This is a genomic window from Bdellovibrio sp. BIS2, from assembly GCF_055398295.1.
This window is the reverse complement of the sequence record NZ_AP035879.1, coordinates 1,363,765-1,390,508: the sequence shown is the minus strand read 5'-3', so window position 1 is coordinate 1,390,508 and position 26,744 is coordinate 1,363,765. Positions and strand designations below refer to the sequence as shown.

Genomic DNA, 26,744 nt, shown 5'->3' with positions numbered 1-26,744 from the left:
AATCAAGGAAGAAATATGGCAACTCAAGATTACAGTTTGCTGGCTCCGGGCCCCGTCAATATCCATCCTGAGGTGCGAAAAGCGCTGGCACTGCCGATGATTCACCATCGCACTCCGGAATTCGATAAAATTCTTAAGAAAGTTCTGACCCAGATCAAAACTGTTTTTCAGACCGCAGAAGATGTCTATCTTCTGACCTCCACCGGCTCTGGCGGGATGGAAGCTTTACTGGTCAACACCTTGTCACCGGGCGACAAAGTTATTGCCATTGTTTCAGGCAAATTTGGCGAGCGCTGGGCTGATATGGCCGCCCATTTTGGCGCCAAAGTTCTGACCATCAACGTCCCTTGGGGCGAAGCCGTCAAAGTTTCCGAAGTCGAAGAACTGCTGCAGAAAAATCCTGACACCCGCGCCGTGCTTTGCCAGGCGTGCGAAACCAGCACCGCTGTGGCCCACCCGATTGAAGCGCTGGGCAAAGTCATTCAAAAATATTCCGACACTTTGTTCCTGGTCGACGCCATCACCGCACTGGGCGCTTATCCACTGCCGATGGACGCCTGGGGTATTGATGGCATCGTCGCGGGATCTCAAAAAGCCTTTATGCTGCCGACAGGTTTGTCGCTGCTATCCTTTTCGAAAAAGGCGTGGAGATTCATCCCCGACGCCAAATGCCCAAGATATTATTTCGACATCCGCAAAGAGAAAAAAGCCAACGCCTCTGGTGAGACATTCTATTCTTCCAACGTCGCTTTGATCCGCGCTTTGGATGTGGTGCTGACACTGATTTCCCAGCAGGGTCTGGAAAAACTTTTCCACGACATTCACCGCCGCGCGGAATTCACCCGCATCTTTGGTCTGAAACTGGGTTTCACTTTGTATGCGCAATCCCCCAGCAACTCGGTGACTGCGTTACTAGTGCCACCACAGATGGACGGACAAAAAATCCGCCTGCATCTGGAAGAAGTTCACAACATCACCATCATGGGCGGACAGGATCAGGCCAAAGGCCGCATCATTCGCGTGGGCCACATGGGTTACATCCAGGATCACGAACTGATTCGTCTGGTGGAGTGCTTGGGGCACACCCTGCGCCACTTTGATTCAGATTTTATGTCGTTGGAGCATATTTCCAACATCACGACCGAGGCGAAAAACTGGCTGGAGCAAAATCCGTGAAGAAAAAAATCCTGATCACCGACCGCTTTGCGCAAGACAGTTTTTTGTACCTGCAACAACACAGTCAGTTTGACGTCGTTCGCAGCGACAACCCCCAGCACCTGCCGCTGGAACATCTGGTCAGCGCCAACGCCCTGATCATTCGCAGTCGCACGCGCATTGACGAAGAGCTTTTGAAAAAAGCCCGTCAACTGCAACTGATTGTGACTTGCACCAGCGGGTTTGACCATATCGATTTGGATGCCACCCAAAAATGGGGTGTCACGGTCATGCATACTCCCACGGCCAATATCGAATCGGCCGCACAGTTAACGTGGGGTTTGGTTTTGTCCTGCGTGAACAACATTCAGGCCGCACACAAAATGGTGAAAGCCGGCGAATGGAACCGCGATCAAATCACGGGCATTGAACTGGCTGGCAGAAACTATGGCATCGTGGGCTTGGGACGCATTGGCTCCCGCGTGGCAGAGCTGGCGCAAGCCTTCGGCATGAATGTGGTCGCCTACGATCCGTATCAAGAAGACGACGTCTTTGAACGCCTGCACATTCCCCGTCTCAGTTACGAAGAGGTTCTGAAAACCGCCGACGTGATCAGCTTTCACGTGCCAAAAACCCTGGAAACCGAGCACATGCTGAACCGCTCGCAGTTTGAATACATCCACCGCGGGATTGTTTTGATCAACACCTCCCGTGGATCGGTCATCAACGAAAACGACCTGTGCGAGGCCCTGGAAAAAGGCTGGCTGCGTTCGGTGGGTTTGGACGTTTATGAAAAAGAGCCCTTGAACAGAAACTCTAATTTGCTGAAATACCCGAACCTGGTTTTGACTCCGCACATTGGAGCCAATACAGAGGACGCGTTCTTTAAAGCCTCCCAGATTGCAGCTAATAAGCTTATGGCGTTTTTTGTGGACGGATCGACCTCTGACACCCTCCCGCCAAGGGCGCCTTGGTATGGAGCGGCTCCATTTAAGGGCGAATAAACTTGCCTGATATCCCCTCTTTGAGAGACAGTTCTAGGGTCTGTTTTAAGAGGTACGTATTATGTCAGGCGTTGTTGTTGTCGGTGCTCAGTGGGGCGATGAAGGTAAAGGTAAACTGATCGATGTGTTCGCTGAAAAAGCGGACATGGTGGTTCGATATCAAGGTGGAGCCAATGCCGGCCACACCCTGGTAGTGAACGGACAAAAAACCGTTCTGCATCTTGTTCCCAGCGGTATTCTGCGCCCGGAAACAACATGTGTGATCGCCTCCGGTGTCGTGATCGATGTTTTCTCGATCCGTGATGAAATCAAAAAGCTGAAAGACACAGGCTTTTTGCAAAACCCAAAACAACTTTTGATCTCTGATACGGCAACTTTGATTTTGCCATACCATAAAGCTCTGGACGCTGCTCGTGAAGCCGCTTTGAGTGACGGCAAGATCGGCACCACCGGCAAAGGCATCGGCCCGGCTTACGAAGACCGCGCTTCCCGCCGCGCGATTTTGTTCGGTGATCTTTTCGACAAAGACAATCTGAAAAAGAAACTGGAACTGGCACTGACTGAAAAGAACTTCATGCTGGAGAACTACTACAAGGACTCCACTTTCAAAGCCGATGATCTGATCAAGGATCTTCTGGCCGTGGCTGAAGAGCTGGCTCCATACCGCACGAAAGACACTTCGCTGTTTATCAGTAAAAGTTTGAAGTCCGGAAAAAGAGTTCTGTTCGAAGGCGCGCAAGGCACGATGCTGGACATCCTGCACGGCACATATCCTTTTGTAACGAGCTCTTCCACTCTGGCTTCCAACGCCTGCGCCAGTGCCGGCATCGGCCCTGCGAGCGTTCAGAAAGTCATCGGCGTGTTCAAAGCCTACACCACTCGCGTGGGCAGCGGCCCCTTCCCGACTGAGCTGAACGATGAAATCGGCAAAAAGATTCAAGCCGACGGCCACGAGTTTGGTTCCACCACCGGTAGAAGCCGTCGTTGTGGTTGGTTGGATCTGGTAGCGTTGAAATATGCGATCCGCGTGAATGGTATTACAAATCTGGCGATGATGAAATTGGATGTCCTGACAGGACATGATCGTATCGGTGTGTGCACAGCGTACAAACTGAACGGCGAAATCATCACTGATCTGCCAACTTCACCGTATGAACTGGAAAAAGTGGAGCCCGTGATTGAATGGATCCCTGGTTGGACACAAGATTTGACGAAAGTAAAAACACTCTCGGATCTTCCACGCCCAACAACGAACTACATTGACTATCTGGGTTCACAATTAGGCACACCGATCGACGTAATTTCCGTCGGACCGGGCCGAGAACAGACACTGTGGGTCAAGCCTTTGTTCAACAATTAAGCAGAGTTAGCAGTTTTTATAGAATTTTCGAAGGCCTTTGCCCACACCTTGAGCAAAGGCCTTTTTTTTATCAAAAAATCGCAAAAATTTTTAAAAAACTGCAAGAAAGTGTATTGACTTTGGACCCCTCTTACTACAAATTAGCACTTCCTCAAACGGACAGTGGTTCGCTAGCTCAGCTGGTAGAGCACTTCACTTTTAATGAAGGGGTCGATGGTTCGAATCCATCGCGAGCCACCATTTTTAGTTCGTTTGTTTTTCCTAAACGTTCCCATCGTCTAGGGGCCTAGGACACCTCCCTTTCACGGAGGATACAGGGGTTCAAATCCCCTTGGGAACGCCAATTTTTGTACTAAAAATAAAAAACCCGAATCGAAAGATTCGGGTTTTTTATTTTTACCCACAGCTTGGTTTTCCCAAGGGGCTTTGAACTTAGAGCGCCGGCGCAAAACAATCCTACAAAGCTCGCGGCACGCGGCGACGCCGGCACAGGGGTTCATCGCCCTCGCAGGAAGCGAGCGCGAGGGTGCCGTAGGCAGGGCAAAGCCCCGAGGAGCGTGATGCGACGAGCCCCACTCCCCGTCGCAAACCCCAGAACCCAAGCGAGTTTCAAGCGAAGCGAGAAACAAGCCAGAAAAACCCGGAGCAAAACAATGACCCACAAAACCCTCTCCATAGTCCACCCCAACGGCACCCGCATCGCCAACGGCGAAAAAACCATCGAAGTCCGCCGCTGGCTTCCACCCGCCGACCTCACCGGCGATCTCCTCATCGTAGAAAACAAAAACTTCCTCTTCAACGAAGGCGAAACCGACATCGGCACACCCGTCGCCCTCGTAAAAATCAAATCCGTCCGACCCTTCGAAGAAAAAGACATCCCCGCCGCTTGCGCAAGCAGATGGGAACCCGGCTATTATTCCTGGGAACTCACTGACGTCAGAAAAATAAACAGCACGCAGCAAGTCCTCGCTGCCCGAGGCATCTACGAGCTCGACATCGAACTTTAACTAAAGAACCCCTTGTGCAACTCCATCAGGCTGTAGTGAATGATCGCCAACGCCATTCCCGCCTGCATCACCCCCAGCACGACACCAAAAACCTGCATGGCTGCTGCGCCCACTTTTCCCAGAAAGATTTTTTTGTAGATCATCGTAAGCAAATTCAGAATCATCACAACAACCAGAACACCGAAAATCAGAAGCGTTCGTTCATAGTCCTTACTGACTGCAAGCAAAACGATCAGCGTGGCCAGGCCATGGGCGCTGACCACCATTTTCATGGCCACCCCCAGCGCTGTCACCGGAACGGGTTCTTTGGACTCTTCGGACTTGGGCTCTGTTTTTTGTTTTCCCGTCAAGACTATAGAAAAGGCCACATAGGCGAAGATCAATCCCGCCGTCAGCTCAAGCACGGCCCGTGGAATATTCCAGTTTTCCATCAATGTCCGGCCGCAAAGACCGAGCACTATCAAAATCGGAATGACCGCCAGTACAGACTTCACAGCCAATGAAACCACCTGCGGCTGCGACATGTCTTTTGTTGCTTTGGCAAACGGTTGAAGAAGCTGAAACGGCCCCAGCATAATAAAGAACACAGTAAATATTTGTCCTGGTCCCAATGCGTATGTCCCATCCATATCAACTCACCCCACAATCATCCATAAAACAGAAACAATACCGATTAAAATCAAAGCCAGCGTGAAAGCCCGTACGGAACGGTGCGCGGGCATATAGTGATGCGAATCAATTTGTTTCGCAGTTTGCGAATACCGATACAAAGACCATATCAGCATGGCACTGCCCAGAATCACCATCCCCAGTCCGGTATTTTTTGCGTCATCCAGAAAAGGGCGGCCCCCATGGCGGGATATCGCTTTATTTTCCATCAGAAACCAACTGAACCGATTCATGGTGATTCCCAAGCTGACGAGCGAAATGCCGGTTCGCATGTACGCCAGATGCGTACGCTCATTCGCCAGATGACTTCTCACCGCCGACAGATCGCTGCGCCCTTCAGACAGTTCGGTTCGGTGCTCTGAAAGTCCTGTGCGATGCTCAGAAAGATCCGTTCTATGCTCTGACAGATCCGTTCTTTCCTGCGACATCTCGTTGGGCGTGCGCTCAGGTTCCATTGCCAAACTCCTTTCTGGAGGCGGCCTCCAGATCTCTTTCCAGGAAATAACTTAAGAATGTTCGGATCAAAGCGATCGCCGCAAGCATGCCGATCGCATCCCACGAAGGAGAAACAATGGTCGATACGATGTCTGCCGCCAGCATGAATTCCAACCCCAGAACAATCCACCGAGCGAAACCCAGCCAGATGTCCTTTCTGATACCAAGACCTCTTTCACCGAAAATGGAAAATTTCACCAGCCTGACAAGACCTTCAATTGCACCCACAGCAATCAAAAGAGCCGCAAAGAACTCAAGACAAATGGATATAATTTGAGTCCACTGCCTGACGGCTTCTTCCATGAAAGCCTCCTTTAACTTCGTTCGCCGCGAACCACACAACGAAACCCCAGATGAGATGTCGACGTATCCACGGGTTGCGCCATGCGTGCCGAAGGACGATAGCGCTTGCAATAATTGGGAGCGCACAAATGCGATCCCCCCTTCATCACTTTGCGGGGAATTTTTAATGCCTGACGAGGATCAAAGCTGTCAGACTCAGCCCCGCCTCGCGGATTCTTCGGTATGCAGCAGGCTTTGGGTTTCTCATCGGGATGACGAGGACTGTACCAATCGACGGTCCATTCCCAGACATTGCCGATCATATCAAACAATCCATAGTCGTTTGGAGGAAAGCTTGTGACCGGGGAAGTGCCTTCAAAACCATCCGCACCGAGATTCTGCCAGGGGAATTCTCCCTGCCAGATGTTGGCCAGATGACGGCCCTGGGGTTCAAGTTCTTCGCCCCACGCAAACTCGCGACCTTCATGACCGCCCCGAGCGGCGAACTCCCATTCGGCTTCGGTCGGAAGCTTTTTCCCGATCCATTTTGCATAAGCCTGAACATCCTGCCATGAGACGTGCACGACCGGATGGTCCATGCGGTCTTCAATGGAACTGCCCGGACCTTGCGGCGAACGCCAATTTGCACCACGAATAAACTGCCACCACAGATAGGGATTGCGCAGATCCACTGGCGCGGCGGGCTTCACAAACACCACCGATGCGGGATCCTTCATGGCCGCAGATGCTCCGGGATACAGAGCCAAATCCGGTTCTTTTTCACATAATGTCTGATAGCCCGTGGCCTCGACAAAGGCCAAAAAATCACGATTGGTCACAGGACAGCGATCCATCCAGAATCCGTCCACCTTCACACGATGCGCGGGGGCTTCTTCAGCATAGTGATTGTCAGACCCCATGGTGAACAGGCCACCCGGAATCCAAACCATATTGGGAAAAGGGGCCAGCGGCCCCTTTTCCTGTTCAGGTCTAATGAGTACTTCTGCGTTGCTCACCTTCGTCCTGTCTGCCTTTTACAGGCGGCATCCCTTGCCCCTCTTCGCGACGGGACTCCGGGGATTCATGGATATTTTTTCCGGTCGAATCCTGATGCGCATATCCGGCGGCACTGCTCATTTTTTCCATGATCTGATCAATGGTGAAGCTGGCCGCTTTCTGCCTTGGAGGATACTCGGCAAAGGTTTCCAGGAATTTTGCAACAATGGCCTGAGCTGCCAGAATGATATAGGCCTTGCTCATGTACCAATCCCAATAGGTGTTGGAGGTCACATCAGCACGCTCATAGGGATCCGTGCGCAGATTAAAGAGTTTCGGCACACGGAGCGGCGTAAACGGCTCTGCCCACACTCCCAATGTTCCGGCCTTTCGCTGCTCCATAAACACCATCTTCCAGTTCTGATAGCGAAGAGCCACCAAATCCCCGTCATCGCTGAAGTAAATAAAGGCCTTGCGAGGACTTTCTTTTTCTTCGCCAGTCAAATACGGTACCAGATTGTATCCGTCGATATGCACACGGTATTTGTTTTCACCGGCCTGGTGACCGCGCAAGAGCTTGTTCACGATGTCAGGTTCCCCTGCTGCTGCCAGGAATGTCGGCAGCCAGTCGTGATGCTGAACAATTTCATTTGAAAGCACCCCCGGCTTTACCCGTCCCGGCCAGCGCAGCAGAAGTGGAATACGGAAAGCCCCTTCCCAGTTCGTATTTTTCTCACTGCGGAATGGAGTCATTGCGCCATCCGGCCAGGTGTTCATGTGAGGTCCGTTGTCGGTCGTATACAACACAATCGTGTCTTCGGCGATACCCAGATCATCCAGGTGATCCAGCATTTGACCTACGTTTTTATCATGATCAATCATGGTATCGTGGTACTCTGACTGCGACGGTCCCGCCTGGCCACGGCTTTCCGGCTTGGTGTGAGTCCGCAAATGCATATGAGTTGTATTCAGCCACACAAACCACGGCTTCCCGTCGGAATTTTGGCGGGAAATAAAGTCTTTCGCCGCATCGACAAAGTCATCGTCACACGTTTCCATGCGTTTTCTGGTCAGCGGACCAGTGTCTTCGATAATCTGCTTTCCGACGCGGCCCCAGCGTTCGTGAACAGTTGGATCGTCCTTGTCCGTCGCCTTACAGCGCAAAACCCCGCGCGGCAGGAAGCGGTCTCTGAAAAGATGCCCCTTTGGATAATCAGGATCTTCCGGATCTTCCTCGGCATTCAAGTGATAGAGATTTCCATAGAACTCGTCAAAGCCATGCACAGTGGGCAGATAATCGTTGCGATCGCCGAAATGATTTTTTCCAAACTGCCCCGTCGCATAACCAAGTGGTTTCAACAAAGCGGCAATGGTCGGATCTTCCTTTTTGATCCCGACATCCGCGCCCGGCATTCCGACTTTCGAAAGCCCCGTACGGAACACACTTTGTCCCGTCATAAAGGCCGCGCGGCCGGCTGTGCAGCTCTGTTCGCCATAGGAATCCGTGAACATCATTCCCTCACTGGCGATGCGATCAATATTCGGGGTGTGATAACCCATCAGTCCGCGACTGTAACAACTGAGATTTGAGATACCAATGTCGTCCCCCATAATAACAAGAATATTGGGCTTCCTGCCTTTTCCGTCACCACTTTCTTTCCTTTGAGATTTCTGAGATTCTCCGGACTTAACCATGATGGAACTCCTTTTCCATGTGTTATTGAGTCAACTAAAAATCCTTCGCGATTGATTTCTGCGACGGAAAGACCTGCTTCCAGTCGTTTTTGATGCTTAGAACTTTGAATCCGTACTTTTTCGCCGCCGCCAGTGAAGCGCCGTCCTTTTCGCTGTAAGCGGCTTCCCGAACCTCGTCATCGTGATTGATCATGATTTGCAAATTCGGTCTTTCAGATTCACTGGAAAATCGTAGATGGGCGATGTCCCCGCCACTGCGTTCATTCCCCACGGACAAAATGGGACGTTTACCAATATGGCGAAGGATCCCGATGGGTTTGTTTTCTTTGTCGTTGACCAACGCCAGGGTCGAAGTACGCACGGCCACCAGCTTGCCATTTTTTTCATCGAGCTTATCCACAAAATAAGAACCGATGATATTTTGTGAAGGAATGCCATAAATAGTCGTCGCGACTTCCCGCATGAATGAAATCTCTCCGCCGGAACTGATAAAAAGAGTAAAGTCGTTGGCACGAAGATAGGCCAAAAGCTCCAGCATCGGCTGATAGACTGCCTGGGTGTAGGGCACCTGCAATTTCGGGTGAAGTGCCGTGCGGAAGAATTCACGGACCTCTTTTGAAAACTCCTCTTCGCTCATCCCGGTGTGGGTCAAGGCGACCACTTCAAGAATCTGTTTTTGTGAGAGTTGTGTGACCGGGGTTCCTTTAAGCAGACTTAGGTAAGGCTCCTGCTTTTTCAGGTTGGGATTCTTTTTTAGTGCTTCCTGCAGGCGATTTTTTGTAAACTCCACTTCGATGGTCGGAACCTCCGACCATAAGGTGCCGTCGTTGTCAAAAGTTGCGATTCTATCTTCAGGAGGAACAAAGCGGGATCCTCCGGTCTTGGTAACTTCAGAAACAAAATCCAGAATCGACTTTTTAAGTTTTCCCTCCTGCCAGGACGGAAGAGGATCCGGACCTGCCGCGTAAGTGGAAAACGAAAACAACATGAATGTCGCTATCACGAGATGCGCAAACTTGCTCATATCTCCTCCATTTTTCCTGCCCTCGAAGAATAAAAAAAACCGCCCCGCCCCAGTACTAAATAAAGCAATCAGTGTTGACAATCTGATATGTAACGTCCTGATGTGGCAGATGGCACCCGACCTATAATGAGACTGATAAGCAGAAAAATGGTTCACATTTAAGACCACTAAATCTCAGAAAAGACTGGACTATTTGCGGCAAAAATCACTTAACAATTCAACCAAATCTGCCGAAAAGAAACTTAAGATGTTTAATGCCAGTACGTCCCTGAAATACATCTCAACCGTTTTGCTCGCCCTCTTGCTGACAAGCTGTATGGACGCCTCGTTGTCCCCTCTGCTCAGCGAAAACCAGGTGCTTCGTAAAATCACCGTTGAGTCCGGAAAAACCGTCGTGCTGGAAGAAGGCATCGGTCATCAAATCACCTTGGGAGTCGAAACCCCAAGCGTACCGGGCGTGACCGTGAAGCCCGAAGACCTGGGCTGGACCTTAAACGATGAAGATGGCGATTTTGAAGCTTCCAACGGCACTCTGCTGGTTCAGCCGGGCATCACTTCTGTCAGCTTCATCATCAAAGCCACTCGCGATGCGGTTATTGAAAACGATGAAACATTCGAACTTCGTTTTACCGGCGAAAAATTCGAGGGCCTGGACAGCAACGTTATTTCTTTTGTCGTGAAAGACAAAACCACCCGCGCCAAAGTGACGGCTGCGGCGACTTTGGATTTTGGTCCGCAGATGAAAGACACGGTCATTGAAAAATCCGTGAGCTTCCAGAATACCGGCGATGCTCCGGCCCAAGGCCTGACTTTGAGCACTTTGTCGACACCCTTTGCCTTTAAAGGCGGATCATTCCCAGGAAACGGCGGAACCTGTTCCACCACTTTGAATGGTCACTCTTCCTGTTCGGTCGTGATCACTTACAGCCCAACCGAGGTCAACACGCACTCGCAAACGTTGACTTGGAATTACACCAATCCTGATATCGCGGATAACGGTTCCTTGGGAATTTCAGGCTTGGGCGTGGAAGTGGCTGCCGTGCTGGGTGGTCGCCCGGCGAATCCAAGCAATGTCGAAGATCTGGACATCACCGTCTCTGGCACGAACGTCACACATTATCGCTACAAGGTGGGCCCGCAAGGCTCAACAGATTGCACAGTGTCTTCTGGCTATTCGACAGAAACGGCCGTGGGCGCAAAAATCACTGACGACCTTGCTGCTTTGGCCAATCAAAACCTGAAAATCTGCGTGGTCGGGAAGGATTCAAACAACTTCTGGCAGCCTTTCACTGCGGCGACAGTTTACACCTGGAATTACGACACCCTTCGCCCGTCCGTAGTGATCAGCCAAAAAACAGGACAGGCTGATCCAACAAACACCCTGCCCGTTCGTTTTACTCTGGTGTTCAGCGAAGCCCTGGCTGAAAGCTCATTGACCGATGGCGATGTGAGCTTCACCGGATCCGCTTTGGTTAATACGCACACTCTGACGAAGATTGACAGCACTCACTATGAGCTGACAGTTTCTGGTGTGGATAACAACGGCGTGATTCAGCCGGTAATCAATGCAGACAAATTCTCGGACCTTGCTGGGAATCTGAATACCGCTTCTACAAGCTCTGACAACCAAGTGACTTATGACACCAGCGCCCCGTCTTTACCGACGTCTTTAAGCTGGATTCAAACATCACCAACCAAGGTCACTCCGGCTGCCGCCAGTTGGACTTTGTCAGATTCATCCGACATCGCTGAGCAAAAAATCCAGTTCTATAAAGATGCCTCCTGCCTGCTCTTGGAAGGCACGGCCATTTCACTTTCCACTTCGGCGGTCACGCGAAGCTTTGCCGGGGCTGATGGCGAAACGTACACTTATAATCTGACGGTGATCGACACTTCCGGAAACGTCTCGGTTTCTGGCTGTTCGACGGCGCTCACCATGGACCGCACAGCGCCTACTCTGGCTTCTTTCAATCCTGCGACCAGTGTTCGCTCAAGTCTTCCGGCTTCAGTAACGGTCACTTTCAGTGAAGCCATGCTGCAATCCGCAGTTGAAACTAAAAGCAACTGGGGTATCACCTGCTCCGGCGGCGCGAACGTTTCAATCGCTGGTGTGTCAGCTTCCAGTGCGACAGCGGCCGTTGTGAATTTGACGGTAACGACATTGCCTGCCAATGCCGAAGTTTGCACCCTGACTGCAAAAACAACCCTGACTGATGTGGCGGGTAACGCCCTGCCTGCTGCCGGCACGGTTCAATACACCCTGGATCTTCCGGGCACTGTTGTGTCTGTGACATCGTCTTTGGCCAATGGTTCTTACAAAGCTTCCCAGGTCGTGCCTGTCTCTGTCCAATTTACCGAAAACGTGACGGTAGCTGGCGGCACGCCAGAACTTTTAATTGAAACTGGATCTACCGATCGTGTTGCGGCCTACGTCAGTGGCTCCGGTACGAACACTCTGGTGTTCCAATACACTGTCCAGGCAGGCGATAACTCTGCGGATCTTGATTATGAGTCCTTCAATGCGTTGACACTGGCAGGCGCCACAATCAAAGACAGCTTTGGCAATGACATGATTCTGACTTTACCAGCGCCAGGCGCTGCAGGTTCACTTTCCGCCAACAAGAATATCATCATCGATACCCAAGCACCCGAAGCCTTCGTGATCGCGGGTGTGACTGGCGGCACCGACTCCACTCAGGATGAATGGCTGACCAATGGTTCCACGGGAACGATCCATTGGGCTGCGGCACCAGGCAGCACTCAGTATTTGGTAGAAATCCGTAACAGCGATGCTTCAGCTCCCGTTTGTGCCCAGCAAACAGTGACAACAACGTCTCACACCTTCACTGGTTGCGCCCTTTCCAATGGCACCCAATACACGGCGCGAATCTCTGCCCAGGATGCCGTGGGGAACTCCACCGCAGCCACTAATAACGACTTTGTGTTCACGGTGAACACTTCCGCAGTGATTGCCACCATTACGGGTCAACCTACGGGCAAAACCAATCAGACCACACTGAATATCGATGTCGCCGGTGCTGACGTTCAGACCTATCGCTACAAGATAGGTCCTGCAGCTTCCACAAACTGCGCGGTTGCAACCGACTATTCCGGTGACATCGCCATTGCCACCCACATCACGGATTCCATCAGCGGCTTGGGTAACACTGATATCAAAGTCTGCGTGATCGGTAAAAACTCGGCCAGTGTCGAACAAGCCCTGACCTCGGCGACCACGGCGACGTGGACACAGGATTTGGCAGCCCCGACTTTGACCATCAATCAAAAAGCCGGTCAGGCTGATCCGACCAACGCCGTCCCGGTGGAATTCACCATCGTGGCCAGCGAAGCCATTGCCAACTTCGCAGTCGCAGACATTACGCAATCCGGAACCGCTTCTGGCATCACCTGGAGTCTGACGACGTCTGATAATATCACTTGGTCCCTGAAGGCCACGGCCATCACGGGGGCCGGCACCCTGATCCCATCCATCACCGCCAATAAAGTGACGGATGCGGCTGGCAATAACAACACCGCCAGCACCAGCACTGACAATCAAATCACTTACGAGACGACCAAGCCGTCTTTGACCATCAATCAAAAAGCCGGTCAGACCGATCCAACCAACACCCTGCCAGTGGAATTCACGGTGGTCTTCACCGAGGCTGTCAATGCCAGCACCTTTACCGCGGCTGACATCACCCAAGGTGGAACGGCTTCCGGTATCACGTGGAATCTTTCGACTTCTGACAATATCACATGGACCCTGCAGGCCACCGCCATCACAACAGCCGGAACTTTGATTCCGTCCATCACAGCGGGGAAAGTCAGCGATCCGGCCGGCAATACGAACAATGCTTCCACCACGACGGATTCTACGGTGACCTATGATATTACGGCTCCGGTGAATGCAACGTCCCTGGCCTGGCAGCAGACGTCCCCGACGAATACCACCAGCCTTGTGGCTTCTTGGAACAAATCAACAAGCACGGATCTGGCTTCACAAAAAGTCCGTTTCTATACAGGGGCTTCTTGTGACACGTACACCGGAACAGAAAACGCTGCGACCAGTTCTGCGACCACATCAAACTTCACAGGTGTGAATGGCACGACTTACACTTATCAGGTCATTTCTTTGGATGCTGCCGGGAACTCGATCACCTCAGCTTGTTCCAGCGCGATCGTTATTGACACCACGGTTCCCACTGTCACCAATGTTACATCCAACAAGGCCAATGGAGCATATACTGTCGGTGATGTCATTGATGTGCGCATCACGTTCTCTGAAAACGTGACTGTCACTGGAACTCCGTTGATTGCCCTGAACACGACCCCTGCCCGTTCTGCATCTTACGCTTCGGGCACCGGGACGAACACCCTTGTCTTTAACTATACAGTTCAAGCCACGGACACCGCGGCAGACCTGAATTATGCCGCCACCACGTCCCTGACAGTGGCTTCTGCCACCATTCGCGATGCCGCGGCCAACAATGCGACTCTGACCTTGCCGGCAACGGGGGCCGCGGGCTCTTTGGGCACGAACAAAAATATCGTGATCGACACGACCGCCCCAAGCATCACCACCTTCACGGTGACAAACACGACCCCGACGAACAGCACAACATTTAATATCAATTCGGCCGTCAGTGGCAGCCCGGCTACTTATTGTATTATGGAAAACAACACAGCCGTGGCATCGTGCACGTGGACAGCCGGAGCTTCACTTCCAGCTACATTCACGGTAACGACTGTGAATGAAGCCAAAACACTTTATGCCTGGGTGAAAGATGCTGCCGGCAACGTCAGTGCAATGGCTAGTTCAGCATCGATTACATTCGATAACACTCCACCGACCGCAACCCTGTCCGGCCAGCCCACGGGGTCCAGTGCAAAGTATGCACTGAATATTGATGTCAATGGCAGTGATGTTGTCGCTTATAAATACAAATTGGGTGTCGCTGGTTCCACGGACTGTACTGTGGCAACCGGATACTCGGCCTCTGAAATATCCAGCTCAACAAATATCACTGACAACATTTCCGCACTGGCTAATGGAAGCATCAAAGTGTGCGTGGTCGGCAAAGACACCGCTGGAAACTGGCAGACCTATGCGACTGCAACCGCTGTGACCTGGACTAAAAATTCTCCGGCTATTCAGTTTAGCGCTACGACATCCAGTGTTTCTGAATACAACGATCCGACGCATACCGTGGCCGTCAGCATCCCGTCCGCCGTCGATATCGCCGTCAGTGTCAGCTATACATATTCCAATGGTTCCGCACCTTCTGCAACAATGGGATCTGACTATACCGCCACCAACGGCACGGCAACAATTGCGGCCGGCAGCACTTCCGTAAATATTTCAATTCCGATTCTTGATAACAGCACTGAAGAGTATGACGAAACATTCAAAATCACCCTGAGCGGCCCGGTGGGTGGTTCTTTGGGGGCTAACACCGTTCACACCGTGACTATCACGGATGACGAAGCTCCACCGCTGGTCACGATTCAGGACGTTTACGTTGTTGAAGGTTCTTCCACCAGCCTGATGGCGACACTGTCGCATCCAACAGACAAAGGATCTGTCTCCATCAACTGGACGCGTGACACCTGCACCGGCACTGACTGTGCCACAGTTGGCACGGACTATACGATGGCAACCACTTCGGGCACTGCTTCTGTTGCGTCGGGGGCAACTTCGGTCACATTTGGCAGTCTGACAACAATCAACAACGCGGCTGACGAACTTTACAAACGCATTCCAATCAAAATCACCGGTATCACCGGCGGTACATCTTATATTTCCAACGCCGATATCTTTATCAACGACAATGACAGCCCGGCCGGAAAGGATGCCGTGGATGTTGTTGCCGGTGACAACCACACCTGCGCCCTGACCAGTAACGGTAACGTCTATTGTTGGGGCCACAATGGGGCCGCGCCCCTGGGACAAGGACACTACTATCCTAGTTCTTCACCACTGCTGGTTCCGTTGGCCGCCCCGGCCGTGGGGATAGCTTCTCTCTATAACAACGTCTGTGCTGTGTTAAACACCGGGGCGCTTTACTGTTGGGGTCAGGGAAGTCATGGTACTTATCCGGGGGGTGGTTTTACCGGAACCAGCTCGATAAGCACTCGTTTGACACCAACACTTGTAACCGGAATGAATTCGGGTGTCACCCAAGTCAGCATTGGCTGGGGTAACTCTTGCGCCATTCAAAACGGGGCCGTTTATTGCTGGGGTATCAAAGAAGGTGGCATTCTCGGGGATCCCGCTACCGCCTCCCCGACAACAGCACCCGTCGCAATTGCGAGCTTGAATTCGGGCGTGACAAAAATCTCAAGTGGCCAGTTCCATGCTTGTGCCATTAAATCCGGAGCATTGTACTGCTGGGGGCAAAACTCCAACGGTGAAGTGGGTGTTGGCAGCACCACTCTGGTGGGCACGCCGACGGCGATCAACGGCCTGGGAACTGTCACTGATGTTTGGACGGGATACTATGGCACCTGTGCGAAAAACAATTCCAATCAGGTCTATTGCTGGGGTAACAATTCCGACAACCAGCTTTTAAGCAATACCACTGCGGATGTCACCTCGCCGCTTTTGATGGCGGAACTTGCCGGAGCCACAGATATTTACTTTGGTATCCAGTTCTGCGCGGCTTTAGCCGGCGATTTGCATTGTAAAGGCAGAAACTATTTTGGCGAAGCCGGCATCAATCAGCCGACAGGAACCTCGGTGATTCCTTTGACCCCCGTTGTTGGAGGCTCTGGCGGTGTCACTGCCGTTGCGGGCTCTACAGGAGCTCACACCTGTTTCGTGCGCAGTGGCCAGGTTTATTGCACAGGATTCTCGGGATTCGGCCAGCACGGCGATCAGCAACCTCTGCAGTCCAATGCCCACGTTCTCAGCCCGAAATTCAGCGGTGCCAGCACCATTTCCATCTTCACTGAGCATGCTTGCGGCATCTTCAGCGGGGCCGTGAAATGTCTGGGTGACAGCTACTATAGCAAAACCGGAAATCTGCTGACAGATCGTATTTATCAGGCTCCGACCCAGGTGAAAAATTTGACCTCTGGAGCCACCAAGCTTGTCAGTTCCAGCACCGGCACATGTGCCGTTGTGTCAGGCGGTGTTCAATGCTGGGGTCGCAACTTTATTCGCGCTTCAGGAAGCACGTCGGGAAATCCGAATATTCCGGCGGGACTGTCTTCAGGAGCTACGGACTTGGCAATGAGTTTTGGCAGCACTGTGTGCGCCATTAAGGCGGGCAAACTTTACTGTTGGGGTCAGGTTGATATCATCCCTTACTTGGACCTTGCTGTAGATTTCTATTATGCGCCCGTCGAAATCACCGCCGCTGGTTCCAATAACGTGTCCGTCACCTTGGGCCGCCATCATGCTTGCGTGTTGAAAACAGACAAAACCGTCTGGTGTACCGGCTACAATGCCCACGGTCAGTTGGGCCAGGGGGACACCACTGACCGAATCAGTCTGCATCAGGTGCCGGGTCTGACGAATGTCGATGAATTGCAGGCTTCCAGTTATGGAACTTGTGCCCGCATCGGAACAACGTCCATCAAGTGTTGGGGGCAAATAACAGGAAATGGAACCAACACCAACCAAAAGACACCTGTTGATATTGGAAGCTTCACCAACGTGACCCGACTGATCAGCGGTTACACCAACCACTGCGCGATCAACAACGGCGCCGCCTATTGCTGGGGCTTTAATCGCTATGACCAACACGGCTTGAATGACTATCAGACCAATGAATACCATTTTTCTCCGACGGCTTTGACGACTCTTAACGCCATCGGCACTGTGACTGATCTGGAAGTTCGTGGCGCTTATGGTATTTGCGGTAAAATTGGCACAAACTGGTACTGTTCGGGTATCGACACGAACAGCGAGCTTGGAACCAACAGAAAACCATTCCGCCTTGCGCCAGTTTCCATGGGACCCTTCCCCAATTAATTGAAATCTACGAGCCTTGGGCGAGGACCTCGCCCCTTCCGAGCCGTCTTAACCAAATCACTTCTTGATTAACCCTTTCTGTTCCCATAAAACTTTGCGGGAACAGAAGGGTTTTCGATGCCTCATATCTCTCTAAAAAATCAGCTAAAACTGCGCTTTTCGACGGTGCTTTGGTTTATTCTTTTTTGTCTATTTTTGCTCAGCGTGCCTTCAGTGAAAGCCTGGACCCCTTGGCTGCTGGCGGCGGTCATTGGCTCCGCGTTCGTGATGGCGGCGTTATTGTATGGACTGTTTTGCCTGATTCGCAAGACGATATGGAATCTTGGTGAATACCTCTGGACCACCACTTTGCTCGTCTTCGTTTTGACCAGTGCGGTGGGACTGCCTGTTTACTATTTAAACTATGTCGCGACCGCCACCCCAGTCACCGTTCCGCAGGTCACTATGACCAATGGTCAAAAAACCGTCGTCTTTCAGGGAATGATGCATATTGGAAGTGAAAGCTTCTATAAGTCGGTAGTCTATGACCTCGAAAGTGCCCTCAGCTCGGGATACAAACTCTACTATGAAGGCATTCGTCCCGGAACCCCCGCGTCGGACAAATGGTTCAAAGATATTTTGGCCGGTGGAAAAGACCTGTCCGGCAATTACCGCAGCCTTGCAACCCTGTGCGGACTGAAGTTTCAATTGGATTACTTTCCGCTTGTTATGTCCGATCAGATTAAACACCCGGAAAGACATCTGGTAGCTGATATCAGCACAGAAACTATGCAAAATGAATACAATCGTCTGATAAAAAGTGACGCCGATTTTTCGAAGGCCATGGAACAAAGCCTTAAAAAAAGCCAGGCCCCTGAGGATTTAGGCACCATTGAAGAATTCGTAAAATGGCAGCAGACTGGAAACAAGAACCAAAGACTTGTCTCGGGAATTGTCTGCCGCGGTTTTATGACCCGAGCTCTGCATAATGCCAGCAACAAAGATCAACCCCTGAATCGCGTGATTCTGGATTTCAGAAACAGGAATCTGGCTGACTATATTCACAACGATAAGTCTTCCAAAATCTATGTGACCTACGGATCCGCCCATATCAAAGGCGTGCTGGCAGAACTGCAAAGGCATGATCCCAAATGGAATATCAAAAGTGTTAAATGGAGCCGTGTCATTGCTGCTCCGGAAGAACTGACTGGCGAACTTTAAAATGAATATTAAAAAGAGGTCCTGCATGAAGAAGCTGCTTATATCCTTAATGGTGATCCTTGGAGGACCATCATTTGCAAACGCTCAGTACGAGGTTGTCGACAATTCACAAAGCCCGCCCCGTCAGTGGAAGGCGATTGAAAACGAATACGTTAAAATCATCTATCCTGAAGCCTTCCGTCCCAAAGCGGTGTATGTGGCGAATCTCATCAAACACAACGCCGCCGTTGTGGGCCTGAGCTATGGAATCAGCAAACCGAAGAAAATCACCCTTATTATCCGCAATGAGGTGGCTCTTCCCAATGGTTTTGTAGCTCGCGCTCCCCGCCGCACAGAGTGGTTCAATGCCGGTGCCTACAGCCCCATGGTGGGATCTCTGGAATGGCTGCAGATTCTTTCGATCCACGAATACCGTCACGTACAGCAGATGGATGACTTCAATAAAAACACGGTTCGCTATTTCGATTACCTCTTCGGGGATCTGGGGCTGAATCTGGCCGACGTGATCTCTAAAAAACCATGGATGGCGGAAGGTGATGCCGTCTATGCTGAAACAAAATACACGGATGGTGGCCGGGGCCGGTCCCCGCGTTTCCTGACGCGTCTTAAAGGTATTTTGCTGGGGGGCGAAACCCCGACTTACGATCAATTTGTGAATGGGACCTATCGTGACGCTTTGGTGAATCAGTATGTTTACGGTTACGTGCTGATTTCCCGCGCGTATCAAAAATATGGTGATGATTTCTGGGAAAAACTGACCGACAAAATCACCCGCGGTCCCCACCCGTTCCGTCTGGAATCCGCGTTCAGGGAACTGACCGGCGTTGAGTTCCAGAGCTTCTACTATGAGACTTTCAACGAACTGCGCGAGGCATGGAAGAAAGACGCCTTCACCGACGCTCCCAAAACCGACTACACGGTAAGATTCAATCCCAAGGTTTCCAATAACAGTCTGTACTATGTGAAGTTTGACCTCAATACGGTTCCGGCCATCTACAAATCCACAGCACAGGGTGAAGAAAAAATCGCCGAAGTGCCGTATTCAGAAGACTTAAGCCGCATTGACTATTCCGGCACCCATGCTGTGTACACGGATTATGTGCCTCACCCGCGCTATGGATTTGAGGGCTCGGCAAATCTTGTTCTGGTGGATCTGACCGGTGGATCGAAGTCCTACATCACTTCAGGACGCCGCCTTTATAATCCGAAATTCAGCGCCAGCGGTAAATCCATTCTGGCAGCGGAGTTCAATGACAAGATGACCTGGGACATTCAAGAAATTGGTTTTGATGGAAGGAACCTGCGCACTCTGTCCCTTAAAGACCTTGATCTGATGGAGGCCGCTTCGCTGAACGGGGATGAAATTATCGCCGTGGCTTCCAACAACACCGGACACAAGGCCTTGATTCAGGCGCGCTTCGGTTCGGATCAATATAAGGTACTTTTGCCGTTTTCCCGCAACAATATCTTCTGGCTGCAGACAAACTCAAACCAAGAAATTCTGTTCGAGGCACAGTACAAAGGCGCCAACGAAATCTTCCACGGAAACACCCTGGGTGAATTCAGGCAATGCACCCAGAGCAAAATTTCTGCTTACGCTCCAACCTTTGATGGAACAAGCCTGGTTTACACCGAAGAAACCCCCTACGGAGCCCGTACCAAGAAAGCGGAGTTGAGCTCATGCGCGGCCCTGCCTGCTTCCCAACTGGTTGACTTCAACTATCTGGGCGACAACCCCAGTGACAATTACAACAAGTTCCAGCCGGTACCACTGGCCGGCCAGGAAACCTTCTACACGGCGGATTCTGCCAAATACACCGAATCAGACTATGGGATGTTTGATGCGCGGGGTTTCACTCCGCACACCTGGAGCTTCTTTGGCGGTCGCGGCTTGGCTTTGACGGTGATCACGGACAACTATCTTCGCGATTTCGGTTCCGCCATCACGGTCGGTTCTGATGGCGAGGAAAACACCCCATTTACTTCCGTCAAGATCGACTTTAAACGGTACTGGCCGGTCTTCAGCATTCTGGGCGACATCCGCAACCGTGCTGCCGATGTGAATCTGAACACGCAGGAACTGACCTGGCGCGAAGGCTCTTACGGTTTGGGCGTGGCCTTGCCGTATGCCTTTAAACACCACCTGTACAACGGATACCTGCAGGTTGATTACTCTGCGAAGCTTTTAAAAACGGAAAGCTTCCGACTGGACAAGGTGTCTGTGCCGGGATCTCAGGCTTCCACTTACGCGGATCAAAAAGTGGGCCTTTTGTTCTCTTACACCAAATCCGCGCAGCACCGTGCGATTCTGCCTCCGCTGGGGGTCGACGTTCAGGCGTTCTATGAAGACGTGGATGGAGTGTCCAACGAAGAAGCTCCGGGTTCTTACCGAACTTACGGACAGGTTCGTCTGTACCTGCCAGGCTTCCTTGCCAACAATGGCATTCGTCTGACTGGGAATGGACAGGAGAACCGCGAAGGCACCGGCAATTACATCTTCCCCACTCCGGCATTCAATCCGGTGGGTTACATCTATTCCCGTGGCTTTGATTACCTGCCGGCAGATCGTTTTGTAAAGGGCAGCTTCGAGTACATGTTCCCGCTGTCTTATCCGGACTACAACCTGGGGGCGTGGATCTATTTCAAACGTCTTTATGGAAATCTGTACATGGATCACACCAAAGTCATCCTTGGCAACAACAACGCCAACCTGAACAGTTATGGTGCAGAGTTGATCGCACAATCTGTGATCTTCCGCTTCCTGCCAATCGACTTTGGCTTCCGCTATATTCAGAAAGTGGAACCGGCCGAGGGTGAAGGTGAAATCTTCCTGGGCACAAACTTAGCTGTGTTCTAAATAAAAAAGGCCTGCGCAATGCAGGCCTTTTGTTTTTCGATCTTAGCGACCGACAGTTCCGGGAATCCCGTCAAACATGATCCCCACCGTAAAGTAAGAACCCGACAGATCCAGAGAGTTCACACTGGTGCTGACCGAACCGGAGCGCTTCAGGTCATCCACCTTGTTGTGCTCAATAGCGCCTTCAAATACAAAATAGAATCGCTTGTAACCCAAAGCCAAAGAGACTCCCGCCGCAGCGTAAGGGGATGCGTACCAGCTCTCTCCGACACTCTTGGTGTAGTCACCGTTTTGCGCCAGAGTCTTCATCGTGACTTTCGTATTGGTGCCGCCAACACCAGCAAAGGCATCGACGCGATAGAAGTCCTCACGAACAATGGGGACACGTGCAATCAGCAGGAACGCATCCTGATCAATTTTGGCAGAATAGTCGGTATTAGGGTCGGCCGGATTTTCTTCACTGTCAGCGAGCTTCTTGGCATAACGAGCGCCCACATCCAGATATTTCATCACAGGATAGGTAATTTCCAGGCCCAACTGTGTGACGCCTTCAATTTTTTTCATGGATTGAGCTTCCAAACTGTCATTCAGTTCATCAAGCTTCACACCCGTCATTCCCGCAAAGAAGCGGGCCTGAACCGGAATCTCAACCGCCGCAGAGGCTGTTGCCGATACGATTAAAGAAAACAAACCAACGACGACAGGGAACTTCATCATAATCACCTCGTGAAGTTCCATAGTAAGTAGGACGAAGCAGTTTACTCAAGTCTGGGCCGCTGGATCCCAACAATTTCTCGACCGCAAACTGAAGATTGTTTTCAGGACTTTTACGGCTTCAACGAAGGGTAAATCTCGATCAGGCTGATCACCCCGTTTACCACGATCTGAAGTCCCACGCAGAATGTGAGAAAACCCACCAGTTTATTGCAGACCTGCGCCGCCTGAGGGCTGAGCTTGGCCAGAATGGTCGGAGCAGAATAGTAGCAAACAAATACCGTCGCACACATCAGCACACTGGCCGTCAGCACGGCCACGACCTTAAACAGGTGCACCTGCGTGTCGGGATGATAGCTGTTGGCACTTAACGCCAATAAAACCGATATCGTCCCCCCTCCCATCGTCGTTGGAAACGCCAGAGGATAGAACAGATGTGACATCAGGGACGTTTGTGGTTTTTGAGAGGACGCAATATTCTTCTCAGGGTCTTCTTCTTCAGACTTTGAAAGAATCTGCAAAGCCATACGCGCAATGATAAAGCCCCCGGCCAGTTGCACCACCGCAGTCGAGATCCCAAACAAACGGAAAAAATAAACCCCAAAAATAGAGACTACAAAACACAGGGCCAGGCAGAACACCGCAATGGACAAGGCCGCCTTACGACGAATCTCTGCGGAGTGCCCCATAAAGAAGGGCCCCACCACCAAAGAACTTCCAATCGGATTGACCGGCGGAAACAGGGCCAGAAATGACAAAAAGACCAAATGAAAGAATGAATGAATCGAGATTGTTTCCATCGCTAAAATCCTGGTTGGGTTCCCTCTAAACTACTTTAAGTTCGCCCTTTCAGACAATGACAATTGATACGGCTGCGGGCCCACAAATAGTCTTTAAATCCCCCACAATAAGCTTGCGCTAAGCCCTCCAAAGCACTAGAAAAAGTGCCGAAACTGGTGGCATTTTTTCCGGCACGGATCTTGGAATATTTCCCACTGGATTTCCAAAAACCCGTTTTTCGGTGTCGCTATGGCACTGAAATGCGACATGAGAGCAAAGGGCGCAAATGAGAACGTTTAAAACGAACACACCACCAAGATTTTTTTCATCCCTGCTGATTTCAGCTTTGCTGTTCACCGCCTGCAGCCCGACGGCTCAAGCTCCAAAAGGGCCGATCTTCAATTCAGACTTCCTGGAAGGCCTTTACAGCAACCGCCCTACCGTTGAAGATCCGTACATCTTTATCGTCAAACTTTCCAATCCGGCTTTGCTTGAAACCGCCCAAAGAAAAGACGGTAAACTGGTCATCGACAAGAAGCTTCTCGCTGCAATTCAGGCGGAGCAGGAAGCCACCATTGAAGAACTTAAAAAAATCTCTGCCGACATCAAGGTGCTTATCCGCTACAAGCTGGTGCTGAATGGCTTTGCTGTTTGGGCACCTGCGAATGTCTATGAAAAAATCAAGTCCGTTCCCAACATCACTCTTTCTGAAAAAGCCGGCTCTTTCGCCCGTCCCATGGAAGAAGATGACATCAACCTGAAAGGTTTGGTGGGTAAAAACACATCCGTGAACTTCATCGGTTCAGAAGCCGCCTATGCCCAGAATATCCGTGGTCAGGGCATGCGCGTGGGTGTGATCGACACCGGCGTCGACTACACTCATAAAATGCTGGGTGGCGAAGGCACGGAAGAAGCTTACAAGGCCGTGAATCCCAATGAAGCCCACCCGTCTTTCCCGAATAAAAAAGTTGTGGGCGGTATTGATATCGTGGGATCTGAGTACAACTCCGGCCACACGAATCCTCTGAAACGCATTCCAGTTCCTGATGCCAATCCTTTGGATGAAGCGACTCACGGCACCCACGTGGCTGGTACGGTGGCGGGCATTGGCGATGGGATCAACACCTACAGTGGCGTTGCTCCGGATGCCGATCTTTATGCGATCAAAGTTTTTGGCGCAAAAGGTTCCACCAGTGATGAAGTGGTCATCGCCGCTTTGGAATACGCAGCGGATCCGACGGGCGATCTGACTTTCCAGAAGCAACTTGATGTTGTGAACCTGTCTTTGGGCAGCGGTTACGGCAATCCTCATATCATGTACAACCACGCCATTAAAAATCTGGTGCGCGGCGGGACTGTTGTCGTAGCGGCGGCTGGTAACAACGGTGACCTTCCCTACATCGTGGGGGCTCCGTCCGTGTCTGATGATGCTATCTCCGTAGCCAACAGCATCGACAACATGAACCAGAACGTTCTGTTCCCGGCTGCAGAGTTCACTGTGGGTGGCGAAGCATTGATTGTTGAAGCCACCGAAGGGGCCATTTCAAAACCTTTGGCAGAAATCCCGTCCCTGAAAGAGGAGCTGGTATACATCGGCACCGCTGCAAAACCACTGGATGAAGCAACCAAAGCCCGTTTGCAGGGTAAAATTGCTTTGATCGACCGCGGTGAAGTGAACTTCTCTGTTAAAATCCAAGTGGCTCAGGAAAGTGGTGCGATCGGCGTGGTTGTTGCCAACAACGCCGAGGGCGCTGCGATTGTTATGGGTGGCGAAGGCAAATTCGACATCCCGGCAATCATGATTGACCTGGCTTCAGCAAAAAAAGTTAAATCCGCCATGGCACAAAGCCCGGTGGTGGTTGACTTGAAAACAACTGCCCAGATTGAAAAACCCTGGATGGCAGACACCATCTCCCCGTCTTCGTCCCGCGGTCCGCGCTCTGAAGACGGCATCATCAAGCCTGAAATCTCTGCTCCGGGCACCAACATCATCTCTGCGGCCAGCCGCGCGGGCGACAAAGGCGCCAACATGACCGGCACCAGCATGGCCAGCCCGCACATCGCAGGCGTGATGGCATTGCTCAAACAAAAGTACAACACTCTGTCCCCGGCCGAACTGAAATCCGTTTTGCTGGCGCATGGTAAAGTGATCAATGCCGCTGATAAAAAAGTTTACTCCGTCAGCCGTCAAGGGGCTGGCCGTGTTCAGGTGGCCGAATCCCTGAACGCCAAAATTGTGACTGTGCCTGCGGCAATTTCCTTCGGCATTACAGACGTTGAAAAACAAAAGACCCTGGCTAAAGAAATCACCGTCAAAAATATCAGCGACGAGGCTGTGACTTTGTCCGCTCAATGGACGGGTTCTGAGGCGCTGCAAATCACGGCTCCGACAGTGACTCTGGCGGCGGGTGAATCCAAAACGATTCTGGTGAAGGCTAAAATCAACGGTTCTTTGATGGCCAATCAAACTGACGAGCTGGATGGCTACCTTTCCCTGAAGTCCCAGGACAAAACTTTGGCGCAACTGCCGGCTTTGGCCGTGACTCGCAAGATTTCCAAAATTTCTGCCACGTCCTTGGTGGTTCATTCCTCTTCCAAAACAGACAGCGCTGGCAGTCTGGCGGAAGTGGTTCTGAAAAATGACAGCGTGAATCCGGGTGAAGCTTACCTGTTCAACCTTCTGGGTGCGGACGGCCGTAAGAAATCTCCGAAGCAGGATCTGGTTCACAACCGTAACTGTGACCTGCAGTCTGCGGGTTACCGTGTGATTGAATCCGACAAAGGCCGTGTGCTGCAGGTCGCTTTGAAGCTTTATGAAGGCATGACCACTTGGCAGCGTTGTGAAGTGAATGTGCAGATTGATTCCAACGGTGACGGTTTGGCGGACCAGGAACTGGCAGGATTGCCGGCTTCGGACCTGCCGGGCATGACCGGAGACGACTTTGTCAGCTTGCTTTTGGATGGCAATGCCGCCCGTGATATGCGCCGCCAGTATGAAAAAGACTTTGCCGCAGATCCAAGCAAGGCCAAAGAAGACTACAGCGGTGCTGTTTTGGATATGCGCGGAATGGGCGTCTTTGACAACTCCACTTTGGCTATCATCGAGGCTGATATTTCGTTGTTGTCCTTTGCAGAAACTGGCGAGATCAGCCTGAAGGTCTCTACAACCCACGGTGACAACGGCGCGATCGAATACGACGACTATCTGGGTGAGCACAGCTCTCAGTGGGAAAAGGTCTCTGTGAATACGAATGCTCAGGCCTATACACAAATCCCGGAAATCATCGAACTGGATTCCCAATCCAGCACCACCGTGAACCTGATCAAAGGTTATGGCGCAGGTGATTTGATCCTATACGCTCCTCAGAATCGCTCGGTTCGGGATGTCCTGCTTGAGGACAACCAGTCCCAGTTGATTCCAGCTCAGTTCTCGACTGATAACTAGTTTTAAAAGAGGGCCCCCAAGGCCCTCTTTCTCTATAAAAATATCTTGTTTAAAGAAGGCAGATTCTTAGTCCGATATTGAAT

At 51.4% G+C, this 26,744-nt stretch carries 16 protein-coding genes and 2 tRNA genes; 10 read left to right on the top strand and 8 right to left on the bottom strand.

Annotated features, from left to right (window positions below; genetic code table 11):
- The first annotated feature begins 15 nt into the window (after positions 1–15).
- The 6 genes from ACZ520_RS06720 (at position 16) to ACZ520_RS06695 (ending at position 4,526) form a co-directional block, all read left to right on the top strand.
- Positions 16–1,176, top strand: a complete 1,161-nt coding sequence (locus ACZ520_RS06720) for a pyridoxal-phosphate-dependent aminotransferase family protein (protein WP_464127812.1) — start codon at positions 16–18, stop codon at positions 1,174–1,176.
- On the top strand, positions 1,173–2,159 hold the full coding sequence (locus tag ACZ520_RS06715; RefSeq protein ID WP_088565631.1) for a D-2-hydroxyacid dehydrogenase: 987 nt from the start codon (positions 1,173–1,175) through the stop codon (positions 2,157–2,159). Before ACZ520_RS06720 ends, ACZ520_RS06715 begins: the two co-directional genes overlap by 4 nt.
- Before the next feature lie 61 nt (positions 2,160–2,220).
- On the top strand, positions 2,221–3,519 hold the full coding sequence (locus tag ACZ520_RS06710; RefSeq protein WP_464127811.1) for an adenylosuccinate synthase: 1,299 nt from the start codon (positions 2,221–2,223) through the stop codon (positions 3,517–3,519).
- Positions 3,520–3,683: 164 nt separating this feature from the next.
- Positions 3,684–3,759: transfer RNA gene (locus ACZ520_RS06705), tRNA-Lys, on the top strand.
- 27 nt (positions 3,760–3,786) lie between these two features.
- A tRNA-Glu gene (locus tag ACZ520_RS06700) sits at positions 3,787–3,862 on the top strand.
- Positions 3,863–4,172: 310 nt separating this feature from the next.
- Complete coding sequence (locus ACZ520_RS06695) at positions 4,173–4,526, top strand: ASCH domain-containing protein (protein ID WP_416481064.1); 354 nt, start codon at positions 4,173–4,175, stop codon at positions 4,524–4,526.
- Here the strand turns inward: ACZ520_RS06695 and ACZ520_RS06690 are convergent.
- From ACZ520_RS06690 to ACZ520_RS06665, 6 genes are read right to left on the bottom strand one after another with little or no spacing between them, the layout of a single operon-like run.
- Complete coding sequence (locus tag ACZ520_RS06690) at positions 4,523–5,155, bottom strand: MarC family protein (RefSeq protein ID WP_416481063.1); 633 nt, start codon at positions 5,153–5,155, stop codon at positions 4,523–4,525. The two genes, ACZ520_RS06695 and ACZ520_RS06690, sit on opposite strands and share 4 nt — an antisense overlap.
- A 6-nt stretch (positions 5,156–5,161) precedes the next feature.
- Positions 5,162–5,650 carry a YidH family protein gene (locus ACZ520_RS06685; protein WP_464128397.1) on the bottom strand — a complete coding sequence of 163 codons (489 nt, stop codon included), beginning with the start codon at positions 5,648–5,650 and terminating at the stop codon, positions 5,162–5,164.
- Positions 5,640–5,993 (bottom strand): DUF1622 domain-containing protein, encoded by a 354-nt coding sequence (locus ACZ520_RS06680; RefSeq protein ID WP_374032550.1) that lies wholly within the window; start codon positions 5,991–5,993, stop codon positions 5,640–5,642. Before ACZ520_RS06680 ends, ACZ520_RS06685 begins: the two co-directional genes overlap by 11 nt.
- A gap of 11 nt (positions 5,994–6,004) precedes the next feature.
- Entirely contained in the window at positions 6,005–6,922 is a 918-nt protein-coding gene (locus tag ACZ520_RS06675) for a formylglycine-generating enzyme family protein (RefSeq protein WP_374032549.1), read from the bottom strand.
- A 40-nt stretch (positions 6,923–6,962) separates the two neighbouring features.
- Positions 6,963–8,663 carry an arylsulfatase gene (locus tag ACZ520_RS06670; RefSeq protein WP_464127810.1) on the bottom strand — a complete coding sequence of 567 codons (1,701 nt, stop codon included), beginning with the start codon at positions 8,661–8,663 and terminating at the stop codon, positions 6,963–6,965.
- A 34-nt stretch (positions 8,664–8,697) separates the two neighbouring features.
- Positions 8,698–9,687: an HAD family hydrolase gene (locus ACZ520_RS06665; protein WP_464127809.1), complete on the bottom strand. Its 990-nt coding sequence runs from the start codon at positions 9,685–9,687 to the stop codon at positions 8,698–8,700.
- Between the two features lie 247 nt (positions 9,688–9,934).
- Between ACZ520_RS06665 and ACZ520_RS06660 the strand changes: the two genes are divergently transcribed.
- From ACZ520_RS06660 to ACZ520_RS06650, 3 genes are all read left to right on the top strand, one after another.
- Positions 9,935–17,665 carry a Calx-beta domain-containing protein gene (locus ACZ520_RS06660; RefSeq protein WP_464127808.1) on the top strand — a complete coding sequence of 2,577 codons (7,731 nt, stop codon included), beginning with the start codon at positions 9,935–9,937 and terminating at the stop codon, positions 17,663–17,665.
- A gap of 117 nt (positions 17,666–17,782) precedes the next feature.
- Complete coding sequence (locus ACZ520_RS06655; RefSeq protein ID WP_416481058.1) at positions 17,783–18,865, top strand: hypothetical protein; 1,083 nt, start codon at positions 17,783–17,785, stop codon at positions 18,863–18,865.
- Between the two features lie 25 nt (positions 18,866–18,890).
- Positions 18,891–21,722 (top strand): hypothetical protein, encoded by a 2,832-nt coding sequence (locus ACZ520_RS06650; protein ID WP_464127807.1) that lies wholly within the window; start codon positions 18,891–18,893, stop codon positions 21,720–21,722.
- A 42-nt stretch (positions 21,723–21,764) separates the two neighbouring features.
- On the opposite strand, the gene ACZ520_RS06645 is transcribed toward ACZ520_RS06650, so the two are convergent.
- Together ACZ520_RS06645 and ACZ520_RS06640 are read right to left on the bottom strand one after the other, a co-directional pair.
- Complete coding sequence (locus ACZ520_RS06645) at positions 21,765–22,439, bottom strand: hypothetical protein (protein WP_088566867.1); 675 nt, start codon at positions 22,437–22,439, stop codon at positions 21,765–21,767.
- Between the two features lie 110 nt (positions 22,440–22,549).
- On the bottom strand, positions 22,550–23,236 hold the full coding sequence (locus ACZ520_RS06640) for a MarC family protein (protein ID WP_088565634.1): 687 nt from the start codon (positions 23,234–23,236) through the stop codon (positions 22,550–22,552).
- A 266-nt stretch (positions 23,237–23,502) separates the two neighbouring features.
- Between ACZ520_RS06640 and ACZ520_RS06635 the strand changes: the two genes are divergently transcribed.
- A complete protein-coding gene (locus ACZ520_RS06635) occupies positions 23,503–26,661 on the top strand; it encodes a S8 family serine peptidase (protein ID WP_464127806.1) in 3,159 nt (1,052 codons plus the stop codon).
- Positions 26,662–26,744: the final 83 nt, after the last annotated feature.